General features: G+C 56.5%; 11 protein-coding genes and 1 pseudogene. 4 read left to right on the top strand and 8 right to left on the bottom strand.

What is annotated here, in order from left to right:
• Positions 1-145 precede the first annotated feature (145 nt).
• Together L1F29_RS02080 and L1F29_RS02075 are read right to left on the bottom strand one after the other, a co-directional pair.
• Positions 146-517 (bottom strand): GNAT family N-acetyltransferase, encoded by a 372-nt coding sequence (locus L1F29_RS02080; RefSeq protein ID WP_258386753.1) that lies wholly within the window; start codon positions 515-517, stop codon positions 146-148.
• Between the two features lie 233 nt (positions 518-750).
• Entirely contained in the window at positions 751-1,224 is a 474-nt protein-coding gene (locus L1F29_RS02075) for a DinB family protein (RefSeq protein ID WP_258386752.1), read from the bottom strand.
• Positions 1,225-1,364: 140 nt separating this feature from the next.
• On the opposite strand from L1F29_RS02075, the pseudogene L1F29_RS02070 reads away from it, so the two are divergent.
• Positions 1,365-1,505: pseudogene (locus L1F29_RS02070) on the top strand (LysR family transcriptional regulator); the annotation flags it as partial.
• A 181-nt stretch (positions 1,506-1,686) separates the two neighbouring features.
• Here L1F29_RS02070 and cydD read toward each other — a convergent pair.
• The 3 genes from cydD to L1F29_RS02055 are packed head-to-tail and all read right to left on the bottom strand — an operon-like array spanning position 1,687 to position 7,854.
• Complete coding sequence (cydD, locus tag L1F29_RS02065; RefSeq protein WP_258386751.1) at positions 1,687-5,376, bottom strand: thiol reductant ABC exporter subunit CydD; 3,690 nt, start codon at positions 5,374-5,376, stop codon at positions 1,687-1,689.
• Between the two features lie 16 nt (positions 5,377-5,392).
• Positions 5,393-6,403, bottom strand: coding sequence for a cytochrome d ubiquinol oxidase subunit II (cydB, locus tag L1F29_RS02060; protein ID WP_258386750.1), 1,011 nt, complete (start codon positions 6,401-6,403; stop codon positions 5,393-5,395).
• A gap of 50 nt (positions 6,404-6,453) precedes the next feature.
• Entirely contained in the window at positions 6,454-7,854 is a 1,401-nt protein-coding gene (locus L1F29_RS02055; protein ID WP_258386749.1) for a cytochrome ubiquinol oxidase subunit I, read from the bottom strand.
• Between the two features lie 199 nt (positions 7,855-8,053).
• Here L1F29_RS02055 and L1F29_RS02050 point away from each other — a divergent pair, with 199 nt between their 5' ends.
• The 3 genes from L1F29_RS02050 (at position 8,054) to L1F29_RS02040 (ending at position 13,234) form a co-directional block, all read left to right on the top strand.
• Positions 8,054-9,685 carry an SWIM zinc finger family protein gene (locus tag L1F29_RS02050; RefSeq protein WP_258386748.1) on the top strand — a complete coding sequence of 544 codons (1,632 nt, stop codon included), beginning with the start codon at positions 8,054-8,056 and terminating at the stop codon, positions 9,683-9,685.
• Complete coding sequence (locus L1F29_RS02045) at positions 9,682-12,630, top strand: DEAD/DEAH box helicase (RefSeq protein WP_258386747.1); 2,949 nt, start codon at positions 9,682-9,684, stop codon at positions 12,628-12,630. Before L1F29_RS02050 ends, L1F29_RS02045 begins: the two co-directional genes overlap by 4 nt.
• Positions 12,631-12,769: 139 nt before the next feature.
• Complete coding sequence (locus L1F29_RS02040) at positions 12,770-13,234, top strand: YecA family protein (protein ID WP_258386746.1); 465 nt, start codon at positions 12,770-12,772, stop codon at positions 13,232-13,234.
• A 178-nt stretch (positions 13,235-13,412) separates the two neighbouring features.
• On the opposite strand, the gene L1F29_RS02035 is transcribed toward L1F29_RS02040, so the two are convergent.
• The 3 genes from L1F29_RS02035 to L1F29_RS02025 all read right to left on the bottom strand — a co-directional run bounded on the left by L1F29_RS02035 (position 13,413) and on the right by L1F29_RS02025 (position 20,014).
• Positions 13,413-14,378, bottom strand: coding sequence for a LacI family DNA-binding transcriptional regulator (locus tag L1F29_RS02035; RefSeq protein WP_258386745.1), 966 nt, complete (start codon positions 14,376-14,378; stop codon positions 13,413-13,415).
• 110 nt (positions 14,379-14,488) lie between these two features.
• Positions 14,489-17,857: a GH36-type glycosyl hydrolase domain-containing protein gene (locus L1F29_RS02030; RefSeq protein ID WP_258386744.1), complete on the bottom strand. Its 3,369-nt coding sequence runs from the start codon at positions 17,855-17,857 to the stop codon at positions 14,489-14,491.
• Positions 17,858-17,887: 30 nt separating this feature from the next.
• Entirely contained in the window at positions 17,888-20,014 is a 2,127-nt protein-coding gene (locus L1F29_RS02025; protein WP_373876516.1) for a glycoside hydrolase family 3 N-terminal domain-containing protein, read from the bottom strand.
• Between the last annotated feature and the right edge of the window lie 21 nt (positions 20,015-20,035).

Raw genomic sequence — 20,035 nt, 5'->3', positions numbered from 1 at the left:
CTAGCATTGCCGGACTGATAGGCTTTCAATGAATCCTATGTGCCCTTATTAGCGGTTATGACAGAACCCCCCGCACGCCGAAGAAACGGCCCAAATACCGTCGCTTCGGCGGTGCTGCGGGAATCTTGCGCCTTGTGCATCAAGACTACGGTCCGGCAATACTTCCCGAGCTGTAAGGGTCCGAATAGCTTGTATCCGTCTTCTTCCAGACATCCTCATATTCGGGATACCGCTTAAACTGGGCAAGCGCGTAGGAACAGGAAGGAATGATGGTTCTCCCCTGCTCTCTTGCATCATGGACGACCAAATCGAGCAGCTTACGGGCCAGATCGCGTCCACGGTATTGCGGATCGACATGCGTATGATCGATAAGCCAGGTATCCACATCCACAAGCTTGTACGTCATCTCACCGATCGGCATGTCTCCTGCTCCAATGAGCACATAGCTGTTTCCCTGCTTCTGCGCCACAATTTCGTCTCCCGCTTCACCATTCGTTTGCTTGGCTTCTTCTGTCATGACGGCCACCTCCAGATCCTATTTGTTTCGTCATTACCCCAAATTGCGGGATTTGAGCCTTCCAGCGGTTCCTTCTGCGAATTGCATAGCTCACAGAGTTATAGGGTGTGCCAATAACAAACTTATTATCTCATGCACGCCCGAATGAAGAACCGCCCTTATGCTTGCATGCCGAAAAGCCGTTAGAGAGCCCGGACTCTCTAACGGCTTAATGCGTTTCACAGATCGCTGCCTTACTGCTTATGCTGAGCGGCCTTCGATAAGCATCCGATCGCCGAGAAGTGCATCGCTTCGTGAATGAAAGCGAAATTGACCAGCTCCCCGACGGTTTCGAACCGGAACGGCCCCATTTGGACCGGGGCTCCGAGCTTCTCCTCCAGCTTATCCGGGGAGATCTCCGAGATGCCGTTGAGCTGCGCCGACAATTGTTGAATGAGCTCTTCCTTGGTTGGAGGCGCGGCCGTCCAATCCGCCGGCTTCGTTCCGGTATTGAACAGACCCGCATAGGAAGCGGGAAGCTGAGAAGCGGATTTGAAGCTCATGGAGAGAAAATGATCCAGACAGTATACGATATGCCCGATATTCCAGCGAATCGTATTGTTGAACGGGGCCGGCTGAACGTCGTACAGCTCCTCAGGAATGGATTGAGCCTGATGCAGTACCATTTGACGGACCGATTTACCGGTATTCACAATGCTTTGGGACATAAAAATTCCTCCTTTTTTATTTATTCGTTTAGGATTATGTTGACAAGATAAGTGTACCCCATCCAAGGAGAACCAACAATCTCGCTTTTCCGATTATAATGATAAGTAAAAACGATGATTATCATCGAAAGAAGGTTCGTATGGAGCTTAGACAATTGGAATATTTTATCGCCGTCTGCGAAGAGCTGCATTTCTCGCGGGTTTCCGAGAAGATGCGCACGACCCAGTCGAACCTCAGCCAGCAAATCAAGCTGATGGAGAATGGGCTGGGGCTTCCGCTAAGAACGGAGCCGGTTCGAAAATTGAAAGGTTCGAGAATCTGCTCAAGCTGAACGAACAGGCGCGCCTAGTGCCGGCCAAGTAACGGTTGAGACGCAAGAGACCTGCCCGGAAGTAACTCCGGCAGGTCTCTTGTCGTTTCACTCGCTATATGACGATCGTTTGGAAGTCGCGCTGATTGTCCTAACGAACCTCCGCCAATTCGCGCGTCCGCTCCCGGTCCCTCTGCAGCTTCCACAGCTTCCAATAGACGCCGTGACGCTCCAGCAGCTCCTGATGCGCGCCTCTCTCCGCTACCGTCCCGTTCTGAAGAACGATGATTTCGTCCATTCGCTCCAGACCTGTCAGCTTATGCGTAATCCACAGGACCGCTTTCTCGCCGAGCAGCGGTTCTATATGGCTGGTAAAGGCCTGCTCGGTTAACGGATCAAGCCCCGTCCCCGGCTCGTCGAATAGAATTGCCGGGGCCTCCCGGACGAGCGCCCGCGCCAGCGCAAGCCGCTGCCGCTCTCCTCCGGACAGCTTCGCTCCCCATTCGCCGATGATCGTATCGTAGCCTTCCGGCAGCCGCTCGATCGTCTCGTCAATTCTCGCCACACGGGCTGCTTCACGCAGCTCATCGAGCGACGCCTCAGGACGGCCAAGCCGTAAATTCTCGGCTACCGTCGCGTTGAATAACTGCACATTCTGCGATACGACCGCAAATTGAGCCCGAGCCGACTCGCCGGCGATATCGCGCAGCTCCGTTCCATTAATCGCAATGGAGCCTTCCTCGTAAGACCGCAGCTTCATCAGCAGCTGCAGGAGCGTGCTCTTCCCGGCGCCGCTTTCGCCAACGATCGCAATTTGCTTCCCTTGAACGAGCGTTAGCGACAGATCACGCAGCGCGTAGGGCTCTTCGGGCGCGTAACGGAACGACAATCCGCTTACCTGCGCCTGCCACCTTACATCGGCTTCACCCGCTTCAGACACTTCCTCCGAAGCCGGAGCCGGATTGGCCGGTTTGGCCGGATTGGTCGGTTTGGCCGGTTTGACCAATTGTGCCTGATCGCCGGCTTCATCGGCCAGCCGGAACAGCCGGTCGCCGGCGGAAATCGTTTGCCCGAACAGCTGGAACGACAGCGGAAGCGGCATGACCGCTTCGAAGCAGGCGAACGAGGCGAGCACCAGCGCGGGAATCATGTAGCTGTCGATATGGCCCGATATCGTAAGCGGGATAATGGCAAGCAGCATCAGCCACATGGTCAAATGCGTCAAGAGGGACATAGAGCCTCCCGTGAAGGCCGAGATCCGGTTCTGCTTCGTCTGATGGGCATCCAAGCGGCGCTGAATCGTAAGAATGCGTTCTTCCATATTCTGCGCTTGCCCGTACAGAATCAACGTCGGCAGCCCCGTCAGCAAGTCGGAGGTTTGTTCATAAATTTCCGATCGTGCCTGCACGAAGTCCCTTCCGCCGCTGCTCCCTATCCGGTGGCTTAGCCATGGAATGACAACCCCCGCCGTGAGCAGCATGCCTGCTAGCAGCATGCCCAGCCGCAGATCATAATTCGCCATAAATACGAATCCGAGCAGCACGGTCAGAGCGGCAACAACCGGCGGCGCGATGACGCGCAGATATAAATTCTGCAGCTGCTCCACATCGCTGATGACAGAGCCCAGCAAATCGCCGCTTCGTTTGTTCTCAAGCAGCTGCACCCCTCTTGGCTCCAGCCGTTCGTACAGCCATACCCGCAGCCGCTTCAGAATGCGGAAGGTGAGATCATGGGAAACGAGCCGCTCCACATAACGGAACACCCCCCGCGCAATCCCGAAGAAACGCACGCCGACAATCGGGACGTAGAGCAGCAGAACCGTCTCCGGCCGCAGCGCAGCCTTGGCAATCAGATAGCCTGACGTTCCCATCAGACCGACGTTAGTGGCGACGGTTCCGAATCCGAGCAGGATCGCGAGCAGCGTCCACCACTTGTAAGGACGGACGAATTGCAGCAGGCGGACGAAGGTCTTCCGTCTTCTGACAGGTGCGGCATCTGCCGGCGATGCTATACCCGCAGCAGGAGGCAGAGCCCTCGCACCTTCTTCCGACCGCTGACGCATATGATCGGCCGCCGGAATGTATTCCGCGTCTCTGCGCTCCGCAGCTGCATCCTCATCCGCTCGCGCAGCCGCTAACATATCGGCATACAGTCCGCCGGCTGCAGCCAGATCATCCGCGGTACCGGCTTCGACGATCCGTCCGCCGGCCAGTACGACGATCCGGTCCGACGCGCGAATCGTGCTCAGCCGATGCGCTGCCGTAATGGACATGCGCCCGCGCAGCAGCGGTTCAAGTGTCTTTGTGATATTCGCTTCATTGGCGAGATCCAGTCCCGCCGTCGGTTCATCCAGCATGAGCAGAGGCGCCTCTCTCAGAAGCGCCCGCGCGATCGCGATCCGCTGCGCCTGTCCGCCGGACAGCCTGACCGATTCCCCGAGCGGCGTGTCGTACTGCCGCGGCAGCGCCTGAATGAAAGCAGCCGCCTGAGCGGCCTCCGCCGCCGCGGCTACCTCCGCTCCGCTTGCATCCGGCTTGCTGATTCGAATGTTGTCGCCTATCGTCCCGTGGAAGAGATGGGGGTGCTGCGACAATACCGACTGCTGATTCCGCCACCATGACATGGAGATCTGCGACAGATCGATACCGTCAACCAGAATACGCCCCGAAGCAGGTTTGATAAAGCCCTGCAGCAGATCCAGCAGCGTGCTCTTCCCTGCCCCGGTAGGTCCGACCAAGGCGATCCGCTCGCCCGGTTCGAGCGTGAGCGAAATATCGGACAGCGCCGGACGGGCTTCGCCGGCATATTGGACGGTGACGCCTTCGAATACGATGCGGTATCCTTCCGGCTTCGGCGGCAATACGGCGGCCCCTTCCTTCTCGACCCATCCCGGAGGTTCCGTGTTCAAGATGTCGAAGATTCGCCCCGCTGCCGTCACGCCGTTCATCCCGGCGTGAAATTGAGTCCCCAGCGTCCGGACGGGATTATAGAACTCGGGAGCCAGAAGCAGCACCAGGAAGGCGTGCTCGAAGCCGATTTCGCCTTCAATAAGACGCAGGCCGAGGAACACGGCTACGATAGCGGTGCTTAATGACGCGAACAGCTCCATAACGAACGCGGACAGAAAGGCCAGCCGCAGCGTCCCCATCGTCGAGCGCCGGTGCTCTTCGCTGATCCGCGCAATGATGTCGATCTGCGCCCGGCTGCGGTTGAACATCTTCAGCGTCGGCAAGCCCCGCAGCATCTCATGAAAGTGCCCGCCAAGCCGGCCAAGCAGCTGGAACTGGCGGTCCGTCTTCGCCTTCGCCGCCTTGCCGATCAGAATCATCAAGATGACCAGCAGCGGCAGCGTCACTGCGAAGATAACCGCCGATAACCAGTCCGTTCCCGCTACGACGAAGAACACGGCAGCGGGAATGAACGTAGAGAGCGCCACTTGGGGCAAATACTTCGCCAAATAATTTTCCAACTGCTCCACGCCTTCATAGACCGTGTTGATCAGTTCCCCGCTCCGCTCGCCCTTCGCGTAATCGGGTCCCAGCTCGGCAAGCTTGCGGACCAGCCGGAGGCGCAGATCGCTCTTGATGCGCTGCGCCATCTGCGTCGACGCATAGTCGCCTGCTGCCTGCAGGACGGCTCGGAGTCCGATAACGCCAAGCAGCACGTACAGCGCAGGCAGCAGCGCAGCCAAGCTTTGCCCGCCGAGGAAAGCCCCGTTCGTAACTCTTGCCATATAGATCGCTTGAACAATCAGCAGCAAGCCGCCTGCCACACCGATGATTACGCTAGCCGCGAACAGCTTGCGGGTGCCCTGCACCTGTTTGAACAGTTGTTTGATCATAATTGGTTATCCTTTATTAATAATCCAAGTGATCCGTGGCCGTAACCCGTTTGCGGAACACCCAGTAGGTCCATGCTTGATAAGCCAATACGAACGGAATCGTCGTCAAAGCAACGATGGACATGACTTTCAACGTATAGGTATTCGATGCTGCATTGTAGACCGTGAGCGACCATTCCGGGTTAAGCGATGAGATCATGACGTTCGGGAACAGCAGCATGAAGACCGTAATCGTCGATAATACGATGGTTGCCCCCGTCATAATAAATGCCCAGCCGTCGCGTCCCGCTTTAATAAAGAAGTGAACGGACAATAAGGCCAACCCCGCCAGAACGGGAACCATACCCGGACTTAATCCTTTGGAAGTAAACATATCCGTCTCGAAATAACTGAGTACGACGAACAAGAGCAGAACCGCGCTTGTCCATGCGCCGATCCGATATGCAACCGCCCGTGCCCGCTCACGCAGCACACCTTCCGTTTTTAACGAAAGGAAGAGCGCTCCGTGCAGCAGGAAGAGAAGAACCATGCTCACTCCGGCCGTCAAGGAATAGAGGGAGATCAAATCCCAGAAAGAGCCGACGTAATTCATATCCGCATCGATCGGCACCCCTCTCATCAGGTTGGCTAGCGCGACGCCCCACAGCAGCGCGGGCAGCAGGCTGCCGAAGAAGATGACCCAATCCCACGTAGAGCGCCATTTCGGATTCTCGACCTTACTGCGGAATTCAAAAGCAACCCCGCGCCCGATCAGTGCGAGCAGCATGAGGAACAACGCCATGTAGAAGCCGCTGAACAGCGTCGCATACCAATTCGGGAAAGCCGCGAACATCGCGCCGCCAGCCGTGATCAGCCATACTTCATTGCCATCCCAGAACGGGCCGATCGTATTAATCATCACTCTGCGTTCCGTATCAGACTTGCCTAGAAACGGCGTAAGCATGCCGACACCGAAATCAAAGCCTTCCAGAAAGAAAAATCCGACGAACAGCACGGTAATCAGTATAAACCATATGGTTTCCAGCATTCGCTTTTTTCCGCCTCGCTTTCAAGTTGATTCTTCATTCTTCCGCCCTCCTATAACGAAGGGGCTGGAGCTGCATCGGCATTCGGCGTATGATTCGGATCGTGAGATTCGTCCGCCTCATCCGCTCCCTGGCGGACCGTCTTCACGACGAGATAGACGAACACCGAGGCCAGTATGCCGTAGACCAACGTAAAGCCTATTAAGGAGGTGGCGACCATACCGGACGATACTAATGGAGATACGCCGTCCTCCGTCTTCTGCAGACCGAATACGATCCACGGCTGACGCCCGACCTCCGTCATAATCCAGCCTGCCGAATTCGCAATGTACGGGAGCGCCATCGCAGGCAGCATCCATTTTAAATATCTGCGATACTTTTCCGCCTTGTTGCGGATAACGGCAATCGTTCCGAACAAGCCGAGGAAGATCATCGCCATTCCCGCCCCCACCATGATCCGGAAGCTCCAGAACGTCGTCCGTACCGGCGGAATATAGTTACCCGGTCCGTATTTGGCTTCGTACTCGGCTTGCAGTTCCAGCATACCCGGCACTTTGCCGGTCAGGCTGTTATAAGAAAGAATGCTTAGCGCGTAAGGAATTTCCAGTTGGAACCGGTTCTCCCGCTTCTCCGGATCAATGGAGGCGATAACCGTCCAAGGCGCGCTTTCCCCGCTCGTATGCCAAAGCGCTTCGGTGGCCGCCATCTTCATCGGCTGCGACTTCATCAGATGCTGCGCTTGGTCGTGGCCGGCGAATGCAGTCAGCAGGCTGGACACGAGCACTACCACGATGCCGATCTGGAAGGAAGCTTTGAATATATCGGTCTGCTGCTTGCGCAGCATTTTGTATGCGCTGATTCCGACCACGAACATCGAGCCGGTAGCGAGCGCCCCGAAGATCACATGCGGGAACTCAACCCACAGCTGTTTATTGCCAAGCAGCGCGAAGAAGCTCGTCATTTCCGCACGGCCGTTCACGATCTCATAACCAACCGGCTCCTGCATAAAGGCGTTCGCGCTCAGAATCCATAGAGCAGACAGCGTCGCGGCGACCGCCACGAGCCAAATACAGGCCAAATGGACCTTCTTGGACAAGCGATCCCATCCGAAGATCCAGATTCCGATGAATGTGGACTCCATGAAGAAGGAGACCAGCGCTTCGACGGCCAGCGGACCGCCGAACACGGCGCCGACGAACCGGGAATAATCCGACCAGTTCATGCCGAACTGAAATTCCTGAATAATACCGGTGACAACGCCGACCGCGAAATTCAGAAGAAAGATTTTCCCCCAGAATTTCGTCATCCGCTTGTATTTGTCATCCTTCTTGACGACATACATCGTTTGCATAAATGCGATTAAATAAGCCAGTCCGATGGTCAGAGGGACAAACAAAAAGTGATAGACGGTCGTAATGCCGAACTGCCATCTGGCCAATTCCAATGCTTCCACAGTAACAGCCCCTTTCAACTAATCCTCATTATAGGACCCGCTCAGGGCGTGTTATGTGATTTTTATCACAATATCCTGACAAAGTTTTTGAACATTTATTGCCTAATTCTGCAATTGCTTGCTAGGCTTCACAGCATTCGATCAAGCGGTGTTATAATGGAAGGTGAAATACGATTATATGTTCTCAGGAGACAGTGCCATGATGGAACCGATTTACAAAATGGATGATACGCAGTGGGCCGAGCTCCTCCACGATGTGGAGGGGGAATTCAACGACCTTACGATCAAGCGTGGATTCCAATACTATAAGCAAGGACGCGTCCGTAAGCTGACGATGCAAGACAGCCGGGTCATTGAAGCGATTGTCGAAGGAAGCGAGAACTATCGCGTCAAGATCCGGCTGGACGCATTGGCGGACAGCAACTGCTCGTGTCCAGTAAGCTGGAACTGCAAACATATGCTGGCCGCCCTCCTCGACTATGCCAACCGGCAGGAGCGCCCGGTTCATGCGCTCGTCAATGCCAAATCGAATGCCATGCTGCAGCAGACGGCGAAGAACGCCTTGCATGCCGCATCCCTTGCCGCCAAGCAAGCCCGGGAGCTTGCCGAGTTCAAGGAACGGGCCGGTTCCTTGAACTCCCTCCCGCTGCCGGAGTGGCATAAGCTGTTTGAACATTGTCTCGCCCCAATGGCCAATCACACGCCTAACGCCCATTATGTCCAAGGTGCTCTCAGAGCGATGAATAGCATCAAACCCCAGCTATCCCCTGGCATGGAGCAGCTGTTCCGCCTTCATACTTATCTCTACATACTTGAGAAGCTTGTGAAGCATTCCCAGCATACGTGGAACCATTCTTCTCATGTCTACATGGGGTATCACACGCAAGTTGCAGCCGACGATGTGGAGGAAGCCATAGAGCGCTGCTTGGCGGAAGAGCTTGCCGCCGCGCCTGACCCGGAGCATGGGCAGCGCTTGACGGAGACGCTGGCCTATCTACGCACTCATATGCTGACGGAAGCGCAGAATCTTCATTATTACTTCGGCTTGTATTACCGGCTATGGCAAGGCTGGCTCCGAACTGACGGAAGCAATTACGTGCTGTATACAGAGGAGCTGCAGCAATTGAAGGCTGCCGAAGGGACGCTGCAAACTGCATCTGCCCGCCTCCAATGCACGCTGGCTCAAGTCTGGATGCACTTCTACCTGGGGCAGGATCGGGAGGCCTTGGAGCGGCTGCGCAAGGCAACCGTTATTCCCGCGATGAAGCGAAACCCGATTTATCCGCTTCTGGATATGCTGATCGAGGCAGAGCAATGGGAACGGCTGCGGGATTGGCTGACGGCAATCGGCCCTCTGCTCCGATCGGGTGATGAATTGGACGAATACGGACGTTATTGGGAGATGACCACCCGGCATCATCCTGAGTCCGAGCCCGATATGTGGGAGACGCTGGACCGCATGTCTCCTTATTCCAGAGGCATCTATGCAGATGCATTGCTTACCTATGGCAAATGGGAGCAGTGGATCGATTATCAGCTCAGTACGGGCAGCGAGCCCCTGGAATTCCGCGTCAGCGTCCTGCAGCCGATTGAGAAGGAAGCGCCGGAGCTGCTCCTGCCGTTCTATCATCAAGCGGTGGAACGGTACATCGCGCAAAAGAATAGAGACAGCTACAAAGCAGCGGTGAAGCTGCTCAAGCGGCTCGCCAAGCTGTACAAACGGATGAAGCAGGAAGCGCGGTGGGAGCACTTCCTGAGCTCGTTCACCGGCCGCCACAGCCGGCTTCGCGCCCTGCATGAGGAGCTTCGGAGAGGAAAATTGATATCATGAGCCTACATTTGGAAACGATAACGATACAGGTCAGCCTGACCACGCACGGGGATGCGCTCATCTATGGATCGATTCCTTCCTACCACGCGCCGGGCTTATTCATGAAGCAGCGGTTGTTCGCCTGGCATGAACCTTCCTTCTACGGGACCGAGCTGGACATTCAAACGATCCAGGAAATCGAGCTTGTGCTGCTTCCGTCCGAGCAAGTCATTCCTTTCTTTGCGGAAGGCAAGCTGCTTCAGCATGTCGAGTGGATCTGGGATGAAGACGCCGCTCCGCTGCTTCAGCTTGCCTCCGTACTAGCTGCATGCATCGAGGAGAAGAAATACGCACCCAGCTTTCCCGCTTATCGAACCGGAAAGATATTGTGGTCGTGGGATGATGAAGCCCTGGATCAGCAAGCGCAAGCGGCGCTGGAACAGCTTCGCGCACAGAACGGCTTCTATGACGGCCTGTGCGCGGCGTTCTCCGCCGCCGTCTTTCACCGTTATTATGGAACGGAGGAGACGAATGCCGATCTGCGCAGGGAGTACCCGCTTCTCTTCACGCCAGGCAGTGCGGCGGCAGCAGGCTTAGATGAGCAAGCCTGGCTCATTTCCATCGGCTGGAAGGCGGATACGGCACCGTTCCGTCCTCTGCTGCAGCTGCTCGAGCCGGATGAGGATGACCCCGAATGGCGGCTTAAGCTCGTGCTGCAGGATAAGGGGGATCCGGGTCTGCTAGTGCCTGCCCGGCTAGCCCAGGATGGACAAGCGTCAGGCTCATGGCCGGCCGATTGGTCGGGGCATGTGCGCGAGCGTTCTGCAAGCTGGCTTGAGCGCTTACGGGCATGTCTGCCCACGGTGCTGCTATCGGGCAGCCGCGGCGATATCTTGGGCGGGCCGTTGACCGATGAGGCTGCCTGGCAATTCCTGACGGCGGACAGCTACCAGCTGCTCGAAGCCGGCTGGCAGGTGCTCCTCCCGGCTTGGTGGGAAGCGGCCAGCCGGAGGAAGCCCCGTCTTCGCGCCAAGGTCAGCTCGGGCGCCGGCAGCTCCGGGAGCTCGCTGTTCGGGCTTCAGTCGCTCGTTGATTTCGACTGGCGGATTGCCATTGGCGACACGGATTTGACCGAGAGTGAATTCGCCGAGCTGGTCGCCCGCAACGAACGCCTGGTCCGCTTCCGGGGGCAGTGGATTCCGCTCGATCCGGCCCTGTTGGCACAAATCCGCCAAGCCATGTCAGGCGTGGACGACATGCAAGGACTGTCCTTCCAGGATATTCTGCAGCTGCATCTGCTGGGGAATACGGACGAGGCGGAAAGCGCCGCGGCGGGGCAGCCGCAGCAATCCGCAAACATCCAGCTGGAGGTCGAGCTGAATGAACATCTGGCCAAGCTGATCAGCCAGCTCGGCCAGCAAGCGGAATGGCCGTCGGTCGACTTACCTGCCGGATTGCAAGCAGATCTGCGCTCCTACCAGCGCGACGGGTTCGCCTGGCTCGCCTTCCTGCGCCGTCTTGGACTGGGAGCCTGCCTGGCGGATGACATGGGACTCGGCAAAACCGTCCAGTTCATCGCTTATTTATTGCATGTGAAGGAAACGGCGGATAGGAATGCGGAGGCCGGATCAGGCTCCCCTTCCTTGCTCATTTGTCCCACCTCGGTGCTGGGCAATTGGCAGAAGGAATTAAGCCGGTTCGCTCCTTCACTGAAGGTGATGCTTCATTATGGAAGCAAACGTTACAGCGAAGAGGCTTTCTGGGAAGAAGCGCGGCAGGCGGATATTATACTCACCTCGTATGCCACCGCAACGCTCGATCAAGAGCTGCTTAAGGCATTCACTTGGACAACCATCTGCCTGGACGAGGCTCAGAACATTAAGAATGCGCAGACCAAGCAATCGACGGCCGTCCGGAGCTTCCCGGCCAGGCATCGCATCGCCCTCACCGGAACGCCGATCGAGAACCGGCTGTCCGAGCTATGGTCTCTCTATGACTTCATCAACCCGGGGTATCTGGGCACCATGCGGGGATTCGCCAACCGGTTCAGCAATGCAATTGAGAAGGAGCAGGACGAGCAGCGCACGAAGGATTTGCAGAAGCTGGTGAAGCCCTTCCTGCTCCGCCGCAAGAAGAAGGACCCGGCCATACAGCTCGATCTGCCGGATAAGAACGAGATGAAAACCTATATTCATCTCACGCCCGAGCAGGGCGCGCTTTATGATCAAACCGTGAGCGATCTTATGGAACGCATGCAGAAGCTGGAGGGCATTGAACGCAAAGGAGCCATCTTGGCCGCGATTACGAATCTGAAGCAGCTCTGCGACCATCCAATGCTGCTGACAAAGGAGTCCCTTCCTGAGCTGTCTAACGCAAATGGGAGCCCTCTCGATACGGAGACACTGGTCAACCGTTCGTCCAAGCTGGAGCGTCTCCTTGCCATGGTGAAGGAGCTGCGGGAGGAAGGGGACCGCTGCCTGATCTTTACCCAGTACATTGGCATGGGACAGATGCTGCAGCAGGTTCTTCAGCAGGAGCTGCAGGAGCCTGTCCTCTATCTGAACGGCAGCACCTCCAAATCGGCTAGGGACCGTATGATCGAGCAGTTTCAATCCCGTGCGTTGCCGGCCCAGGATCAGCCGTCCGTATTTATCCTGTCGATCAAGGCCGGAGGCGTCGGTCTTAATCTGACGGCAGCGAACCATGTGTTTCACTTCGACCGCTGGTGGAATCCGGCGGTTGAGAATCAGGCAACGGACCGCGCTTACCGGATGGGCCAGTCCCGCGACGTGCAGGTACACAAGTTTATATCCCTGGGCACATTGGAAGAGCGGATCGACGAGATGCTGGAGAGTAAACAGCAGCTCAGCGATACGGTCATCTCCAATTCCGAGGGCTGGATTACCGAGCTGTCGACGGAGGAGCTGAAGGATCTGTTCACGCTGCGCCGCGATTGGGCCGGGTAATAATCCCCCTGAAGAGGAGCAATTTGAATGACCCGAAATGGCTCATCCACCTAATACATCAAGATATTCCAATATATTCCCTTGATCCTATTCACATTTTTTGTTACGGTATTGGGATAGGCATAACGGAGGTAATTGAATGCAGAAGTTAGGAAGAAACGAACCATGTTATTGCGGCAGCGGAATCAAATATAAGCGCTGCTGTCTGAATAAGAATGCAACGAACCTTGCAGTACCCGCAGCTATCGTTCCCGAGGCGGCTCCCGCTGACCCATCCATCCCTGACCTCATCAATGAACAATTAGCGTGGGAGAATGAGACTTATCAGCAGACGGCTATGAATTTGTATGAACAGACCCAAGACTTGTATCCCGCCGATGAAGTCGGCCAGGCGATCCGGCTCTGGAATGATTATTCCAAGGCAGAGCAGCCCGTCATCAAGAAAGCAGGCGTGTTCCCCGCCGCCCTGGAGCAATGCATCTGCGCCATGAACGGCCATGAGGTAACAAAGTCCCAACTGGCGGACAAATACGACGTTTCCGTTGCAACCATCACGCAGCGGGCGAATCAGATCATGAGCTTCGCTGCACCTGAGCAGCCTTAACCATAAACGTCATTAAACGTTGAACTAATACTATATTTATTCTATGTACAAACAACCCAGCACCGTATGAAGTGCTGGGTTGTTTATGTTCTTTAATACCTTGCAACGCGAGCAAGGGCTGCCCCGCATTCATACATGAATGCGGGGCAGCCCTTCTTTATTGCAGTAGGCTTCTTCTTTAACTGCGTTTCACAGACTCCCCTTCGACAAGGGAAACGTAGATACGCTCATGTTCGGAGCCGAGGCCTTCAATCAGCTTGAGCAGCTGCTCGGCCGCAACCGCGCCCCATCTTCTTTTGGAATAATCAATAGAGGCCAGGCGCGGCTGTATATAATCCGCGGTTTCGATATGATCGAACCCAACTACATGGATATGCTCGCCGATCCGGTACGGCGTATCCTTCAGCGCGCGGTACATGCCGATCACCATCTCGTCGTTCAGGCAGAAGACGGCAACCGGGCCGCTGTATTCACTGATGATGCGCTGCGCCGCGGCGGCGCCGCTCTCTTTGTCGAAGTTGCCGGGAATCTCGGCATACCAGAGCGGGCCGTTGCGCTCCACCGTCTGGCGCGCCGCCTGCAGCCGCTGCTCGGCGTCGTATGAGCCTGTCGGCCCCGTTACGACATACAGCTTCTTATGGCCATGCCGCAGCAGATATTCCACCGCAAAAGTCGCTCCGGCTTTATTGTCCAGAAGCACCTGAACGATGTTGGGATGACTCAGCTCGCGGTCCAGCACGACCAGCTTATGGCCGCGGGTTGCGTGAAAAAGAAGCTCCTCGTCCGAGAATAGCCGGTCCAGAATAATCGCGCCATCCAGGAAGCCTTCCCGCAGCATCCGGTGGGACTGCGTTCCGCTGCAGATGACAAGGTCATATCCTCGTTTGCCCATCTCTTCTTTCATGCCTTGAAGAAGCTCTCCGTAGAAAGCCCCTTCGAAGGATGTCAGGAAAGCTCCGAGAATTTTGGTCTTCCGCTTCTTCAATGTTCTGGCAGCCGCATTCGGCACGTAATGGAGCTCTTGAGCAACCGTTAATATCTTCTTCCGTGTCTCTTCCGTTACCTTAGGATTTCCGTTCAGCGCGTAAGATACGGTTGCGATGGATACCCCCGCGTGCTTGGCAATGTCTTTGATGCTTACCACAGCTATCGCTCCTGTCTTTCACTACCCGCTTTCAATTCTCTTCGTCGATTATATCAAAAGTATAGCCTGAGGGAATACTTTCGGTGGGAAACACTCCCTATTCGCCTTCGTTATTCCATCCCGATAACGACTTCGTTCAGGCCATCCTTAAGGAGTTCCGCAAGCGTCCCGCCCTCGATGCGGACGCCGCCGTGGCGGTAACGGTTCCCGTTAACCGCCGTCTGTACGGACTCTCCGTTCACGGTTACCGAGCGGACGATATCGCCGCCAATCGCGTACCGGAACTGGATATCCCGTCCCATCCATTGGAAGCGGAAGCATAGCCCGTCCATATCCGCAGGCAGCACGGGGTCGATGATCAGATCGCCGCGTTCCTGACGGATGCCCAGACCGTTCGAAATTAACTGATTCATATAAATGCCGGGACCGCTGGAATAGATGCGCCAGCCGCCTTTCACCTGAACGTCGCCCGTACGCAGCTTGCCGAAGCCCTCCTGGGCCTCGTACCGGTCCGCGAATTTGCCGTCCGAGCTGCTGAAATACGCGTTGCTCTGGCGCCAGTCCGCATTAGGGACGACATCGCGCAAGCCGACGGGATTGATCATCGCCAGCCCTTGCCACACTTCATCCCGCTTGCCCAGCTTCGCCATGGCTTCGATGAAGCGGATATGCGCGTGGACATACTGCAGGCCGACCTCGCGGCCGAAGTTCGCGGCTTGTTCCGCGCGTTTGAACCGGGTGCTGACGCCGCCCGCATATTCCGCAGGACGATTCATCAGGCGAACGCCATCCGGGCAATACAGCTCCTGCTTAATGAGACGGTAGTGCGCCTCCGCTTGCTCCTCGTCGAACAGTTCGCCGATCATGCTTCTCGTCATCGGAAGCAGTCGGTACGTAATGCCCGTCTTCTCGTCGCCCGGATGAAGCATCAGCTCGATGCTGCTTGGTTCCTCCATATACGCAAAGCCCGATATGACGCCGTCCTTCACCAAGTAGCGGTTGAAGTCGGCCTTGATGCCCTCGGCCAGCTCCTTCAGTTCTGCCGCCAGTTCCGCAAGCTCCTCTTGGCCCGACAATGCGCCGGATAACTGGGAGAACACTTGGTACGTGAGCGATACTGTCCAGCTGCTGATCATATATTGCTTCAGCTTGGCGTTCGCCGGCTGCAGCGTATCGTCCCAGTCGCCGTCCCCATAGGAAGACAGGTTCGTTCCGTGAAGGAAATGATCCTTCATATACTGCAATTCCTTGCGCGCATGGTCGAGAACGGTATACGTCTCTTCCGTCAGCTCGCCTCCATGTGCGGTATATGGCACGCGTTCCTGCAGGATCGAGAAGTCGCCCGTTACCCGCAGATAATCGCTCAGCACTTTCAGCGGCCATACGATAATATCCCCGTGGCTCTCCTCCTGCTGAATGCGGTAATACCGATCGAACATGAACCATTGCGGCCAATTGCCGTCATGCTTATATTGATGGGTGTAGACCGTCTTCAGAATTTCCTTCACTTGATCGTAATTTCCCGTCGCCATAAAATATTCCGTCGGCCCTTGGCATACGTCGCGCGTGCCCCAAGCCGCACCGCTGTATTGTTCCAGTCCATGCGGTACAGAATAGTGAACAAGCATGTTATGGGTATACCACCATGCGAGCGCATTAAACTTCTGCAGCTCCTGCGCCTTGTTTCCCGCTTCATGCGACAATTGAAACCCGTTCATGACGGACGACAAGAAGGACCGGTAGCGCTCAATCTCCGTCTCGGCGGAACGTTCCAGAGCCGGCCGGTTCGAATGAGACGTTTCCTCCAGGTTGCCTTGTACCGTCATCCGCCACTTGTCGGACGGCTCCAATTCCAGCACCGCAAGCGACGCCGATCCTGCCGGCGCTGCAGCCGCCAGAGCCTTCTCATCCCGTACCGACATTGCCGCGCCTTCAACGCTAACGCGGAAATGCAGCCCCGGATAAGCGCTCACGCTCATGGATTCCGCATGGGCGCGGAAGACCAGATCGCTGCCGTCCAGCTCCATGCGATACGGAAGCTCATATTCCTTGTCGTTCATCGTGATCTGATTCGTTACGAGGAAGCGGCATTTCTTGCCCGCCTTCGAGACGGCTTCAAGCGCAAGCTCCGGCGAATCCACCGATGTCCATGCCGTAACGGTGAGCGTATCGTCTGCCAGCTTGTAATGCCATCTGGCATAGTTGAACCCGATCTCGTACAGCGATGGCATTGTAAGCAAGCGGTATTGGCCTTCCTTCTCGACATAGATCCGCTGCCCGGATGTTTTCAGCACGTTCAGCGCGTTGCGGGCATTCGTCATTAATTTATTGAAGGAGGTATTGCCCAGCGTAATCTGCGAGTGGAAGATCCCATACATATAGTTCGTCGAAGAGATAACGTTATCGTTCAACCGCGCGTTGTCGCCGCTCATCAGAATGTGGCCGTTCGGCCGTTCCATGCGAAGCTCCTTCGCCTTCAGCACGATATGCTCATACGTCCCGGTGAAGAAAGAGAGCAGCTCTTCGCCATCCCATTCTTCCTGCTGCCGCACAGGGAATAACGCTTCTACGTCGGCAAGCGTCATCGTTTCGGCGCGAAGGGGCTCGCCCATTCGTTCATTCAGTACGATTCTCTCGCCTGCCGGACGGCCTTCGCCGGTATCCATCGCTTTCGCTTGCTCCCAAGCCCCAAGCACTTCCTCCCGGAACTCAAGCTCGGATACCGCAGCCGGATGATCTGGCCTTAGCAAACCGTAGAAAACAAACGAAGACGTTCCACTCAGCTGAACCGTCTCCGATTGAAGCGCCGTATAGGCAAATTCATATTGGTATACGGTATTGTCCAGTTCTTTCCGCCCAAGCGCTTCCGGCACATTCGTCTCCTTATAAGAGAGGCCGAAAAATTGGAAGCCATCCGTCGAATACGCGGTCGCCTTGGTCAACGAGCCTTGCTGAAGGTACGGAAAACCTGTTGACATCGGCTGATTTTGCCTCGAGCAGACCGCATATCCGTTCTCTTCGTCGCTGAACGCCGTATGACCCACATATTGCGACATGTACGCTTCATTCGTGCGCACCGCGCCTTTGTCGGCGAGTCCCATGTCTTGGCCGTAAATCACATCGGCCTGAACGCCTTCGCCGCCCAGCTGTACTTCCCAGAACCAAACCAGTCCCGGCATAAGCGTAAAGATGACTCGATAAGCTACGCCTAGAGCTTCCCCGCTCCATACGATGCGCCGCTCCGAGACGCTCATCTTGCTGCTTGACCGCACGCCCAGCAGAGGCGCGGATATAATCCGCTCCCCTTGATGCACGCGCAGATAAAGATTGTTCATCGATCCATCGATCGGGTTGGACATAACCTGGTTAACCATTAACCCTTTAAACTGTATATCCCGTAAATCTCCGCTCTCCATGAACGTAAAGGCAAGCCCGTCCGCCTGAACGGAGATTGCATCCAATTTCTGTTCTGTACTCATCTTACGGGTCTCCTTTCCCACTGCGTCATTCTATGCTTTCAAAACAAACTTAAGCTCCTGCACATCACGGCTGTTCGGACCGACCATGACCATGAACTGTCCCGGATCGCTCTTATATTGCAAATCCGAATGGTGATACCGAAGCATCTCCTCCGTAATCTCAAACACGATATCCTTGCTTTCTCCCGGCATGAGCGCCGTTTTCTCGAAGGCCTTCAGCTCGCGCAGCGGCCGGACAGTCTCCCCCGCTATGTCGCGAATGTAGAGCTGAACGGTTTCTTCGCCCTCGAGTCTGCCGGCGTTCGTTACCCGAACGGACAGCTGGAGCTTGCTGTCAGCGTTTAGCTCGTTAGCCGACAAGACGGCTTCCCCGTATTGGAAGTCGGCATAGCTTAGACCATATCCGAACGGCAGCAGCGGCTCGTTCGGGATATCCAGATACTGCGATACGTAGCGCACCTGAGCATCCGGTGCCCCTTGCGGTCTTCCTGTGTTGAAGCTGTTATAGTACACCGGCACCTGTCCCACGGAATGCGGGAAGCTCATCGTCAGACGGCCGGACGGATTCACCACGCCGTAGAGCAGCTCCGCCACCGCGGCGCCGCCGTTGCTGCCGGGATACCAAGCTTCCAGCACGGCGTCCGCTTCTTCCAGCACGCCATGAAGATCAAGCGGCCTGCCGTTGAACAGCACGACGGCCACCGGCTTGCCCAGTGCTTTCACTTGCTTCACCAGCTCCAGCTGCATGCCGGGCAGACGGATATCGGCCCGGCATCCCGCCTCGCCGCTCATCTCCGAGCTTTCGCCCAGCGCCAGCACGACAACGTCGGCTTCACGGGCGGCAGCGAGCATAGCCGCAAGCTCCTGATCCGTCATGCTCTCTACACCGCAGCTTGCCGCCGACACTTGCGATTGGCCCGCAATGGCGAGCATGCCCTGGTTCAGCGTAACGGCTTCTTCCCTTACGCCCATGCAAGACCATGGCCCGAGCAAGTCATCGCTGAGCGCGAACGGACCGATCAGCGCCACCTTCGCCGTCTTCGAGAGCGGCAGCATGGCTTCATTCTTGAGCAGTACGCATGACTTAAGCGCAGCCTCGTGGGCCGCCGCACGGTGTTCGCCGCTAAGGAGAATTTCACGCTCCATCGCAGGATCAGCATAACGATGCGGATTTTCGAACAGTCCCAGCTTGCGCTTCAGCTTCAGAATGCGCATGACTGCTTCGTCGATAAGCGCTTCGTCCACTTCCCCGCTCTCCACCAGCTCCTGCAGGTGGTGAACGTAACACGGCGTCATCATCTCGATGTCGACGCCGGCTTCAATCGCTTTGAGCGCGCATTCCCGCTCGTCCTCCGCGACGCCGTGGGGAATCATCTCCTTCACCGCGCCCCAATCGGAGATTAGAACGCCGTCGAAGCCCCATTCATCGCGAAGCATGTCTCTCATCAGTCTGCGGTTGCCCGTCGCCGGAACGCCGTCCACCGTATTGAAGGCGGTCATCACCATCTCGCAGCCTTCCTCTAGCGCGGCACGGTAAGAAGGCATATAATATTCGCGCCTCATCCATTCCGACATATCGACCGTATTGTAATCCCGGCCCCCTTCAGCAGCGCCGTAAGCCGCGAAATGCTTGATGCAAGCCGCCAGCTTGTACGGTTCCTTCGACAAATCCACGCCCTGGTAACCGCGCACGAACGCGCGCGCAAACAGGCTGTTAAGCCACGGGTCTTCGCCCGTCGACTCCATTACCCTTCCCCAGCGGGGATCGCGCGTCAAGTCCGCCATCGGCGAGAAGGTAACGTGAATGCCGGCCACGGACGCTTCCTTCGCCGCGATCGCCGCGGAGCGCTGCGCCAGCTCAAGGTTCCAGGAGCTGCCCAGCGCCAGCGGCACAGGGAAGATGGTCCGGTAGCCGTGGATGACATCGGCCATCGCAACGAGCGGTATGGATAACCGGTGATTGCGGATATGGGCATCCTGAATCGCGATGGCTTCCTCCGCTCCGCCCAGTCCAAGCACGGAGCCCGCATGATGGACGGTCTCCTCCGTTATGCCCATGCCTTCCAGCGGGCCTGTAATCTGGCCGGCGCTGTCCGCCCCTTCGTAGAATGCAGGCGCAAGCTGCAGAAGCTGCGCAATCTTCTCGGTTAATGTCATTTCCTTCAGTAACGATTGCAA

The organism is Paenibacillus spongiae (assembly GCF_024734895.1).
Taxonomy (GTDB): Bacteria; Bacillota; Bacilli; order Paenibacillales; family Paenibacillaceae; genus Paenibacillus_Z; species Paenibacillus_Z spongiae.
The sequence above is the reverse complement of the archived record's forward strand: the minus strand, read 5'-3'. Positions and strand labels throughout refer to the sequence as shown.

Bases quoted from the DNA above. Each gene is read 5' to 3' on its own strand.
- L1F29_RS02080 (WP_258386753.1), bottom strand. From the start codon at position 517: ATGACAGAAGAAGCCAAGCAAACGAATGGTGAAGCGGGAGACGAAATT.
- L1F29_RS02075 (WP_258386752.1), bottom strand. From the start codon at position 1,224: ATGTCCCAAAGCATTGTGAATACCGGTAAATCGGTCCGTCAAATGGTA.
- cydD (WP_258386751.1), bottom strand. From the start codon at position 5,376: ATGATCAAACAACTGTTCAAACAGGTGCAGGGCACCCGCAAGCTGTTC.
- cydB (WP_258386750.1), bottom strand. From the start codon at position 6,403: ATGCTGGAAACCATATGGTTTATACTGATTACCGTGCTGTTCGTCGGA.
- L1F29_RS02050 (WP_258386748.1), top strand. From the start codon at position 8,054: ATGATGGAACCGATTTACAAAATGGATGATACGCAGTGGGCCGAGCTC.
- L1F29_RS02045 (WP_258386747.1), top strand. From the start codon at position 9,682: ATGAGCCTACATTTGGAAACGATAACGATACAGGTCAGCCTGACCACG.
- L1F29_RS02040 (WP_258386746.1), top strand. From the start codon at position 12,770: ATGCAGAAGTTAGGAAGAAACGAACCATGTTATTGCGGCAGCGGAATC.
- L1F29_RS02030 (WP_258386744.1), bottom strand. From the start codon at position 17,857: ATGAGTACAGAACAGAAATTGGATGCAATCTCCGTTCAGGCGGACGGG.
- L1F29_RS02025 (WP_373876516.1), bottom strand. From the start codon at position 20,014: ATGACATTAACCGAGAAGATTGCGCAGCTTCTGCAGCTTGCGCCTGCA.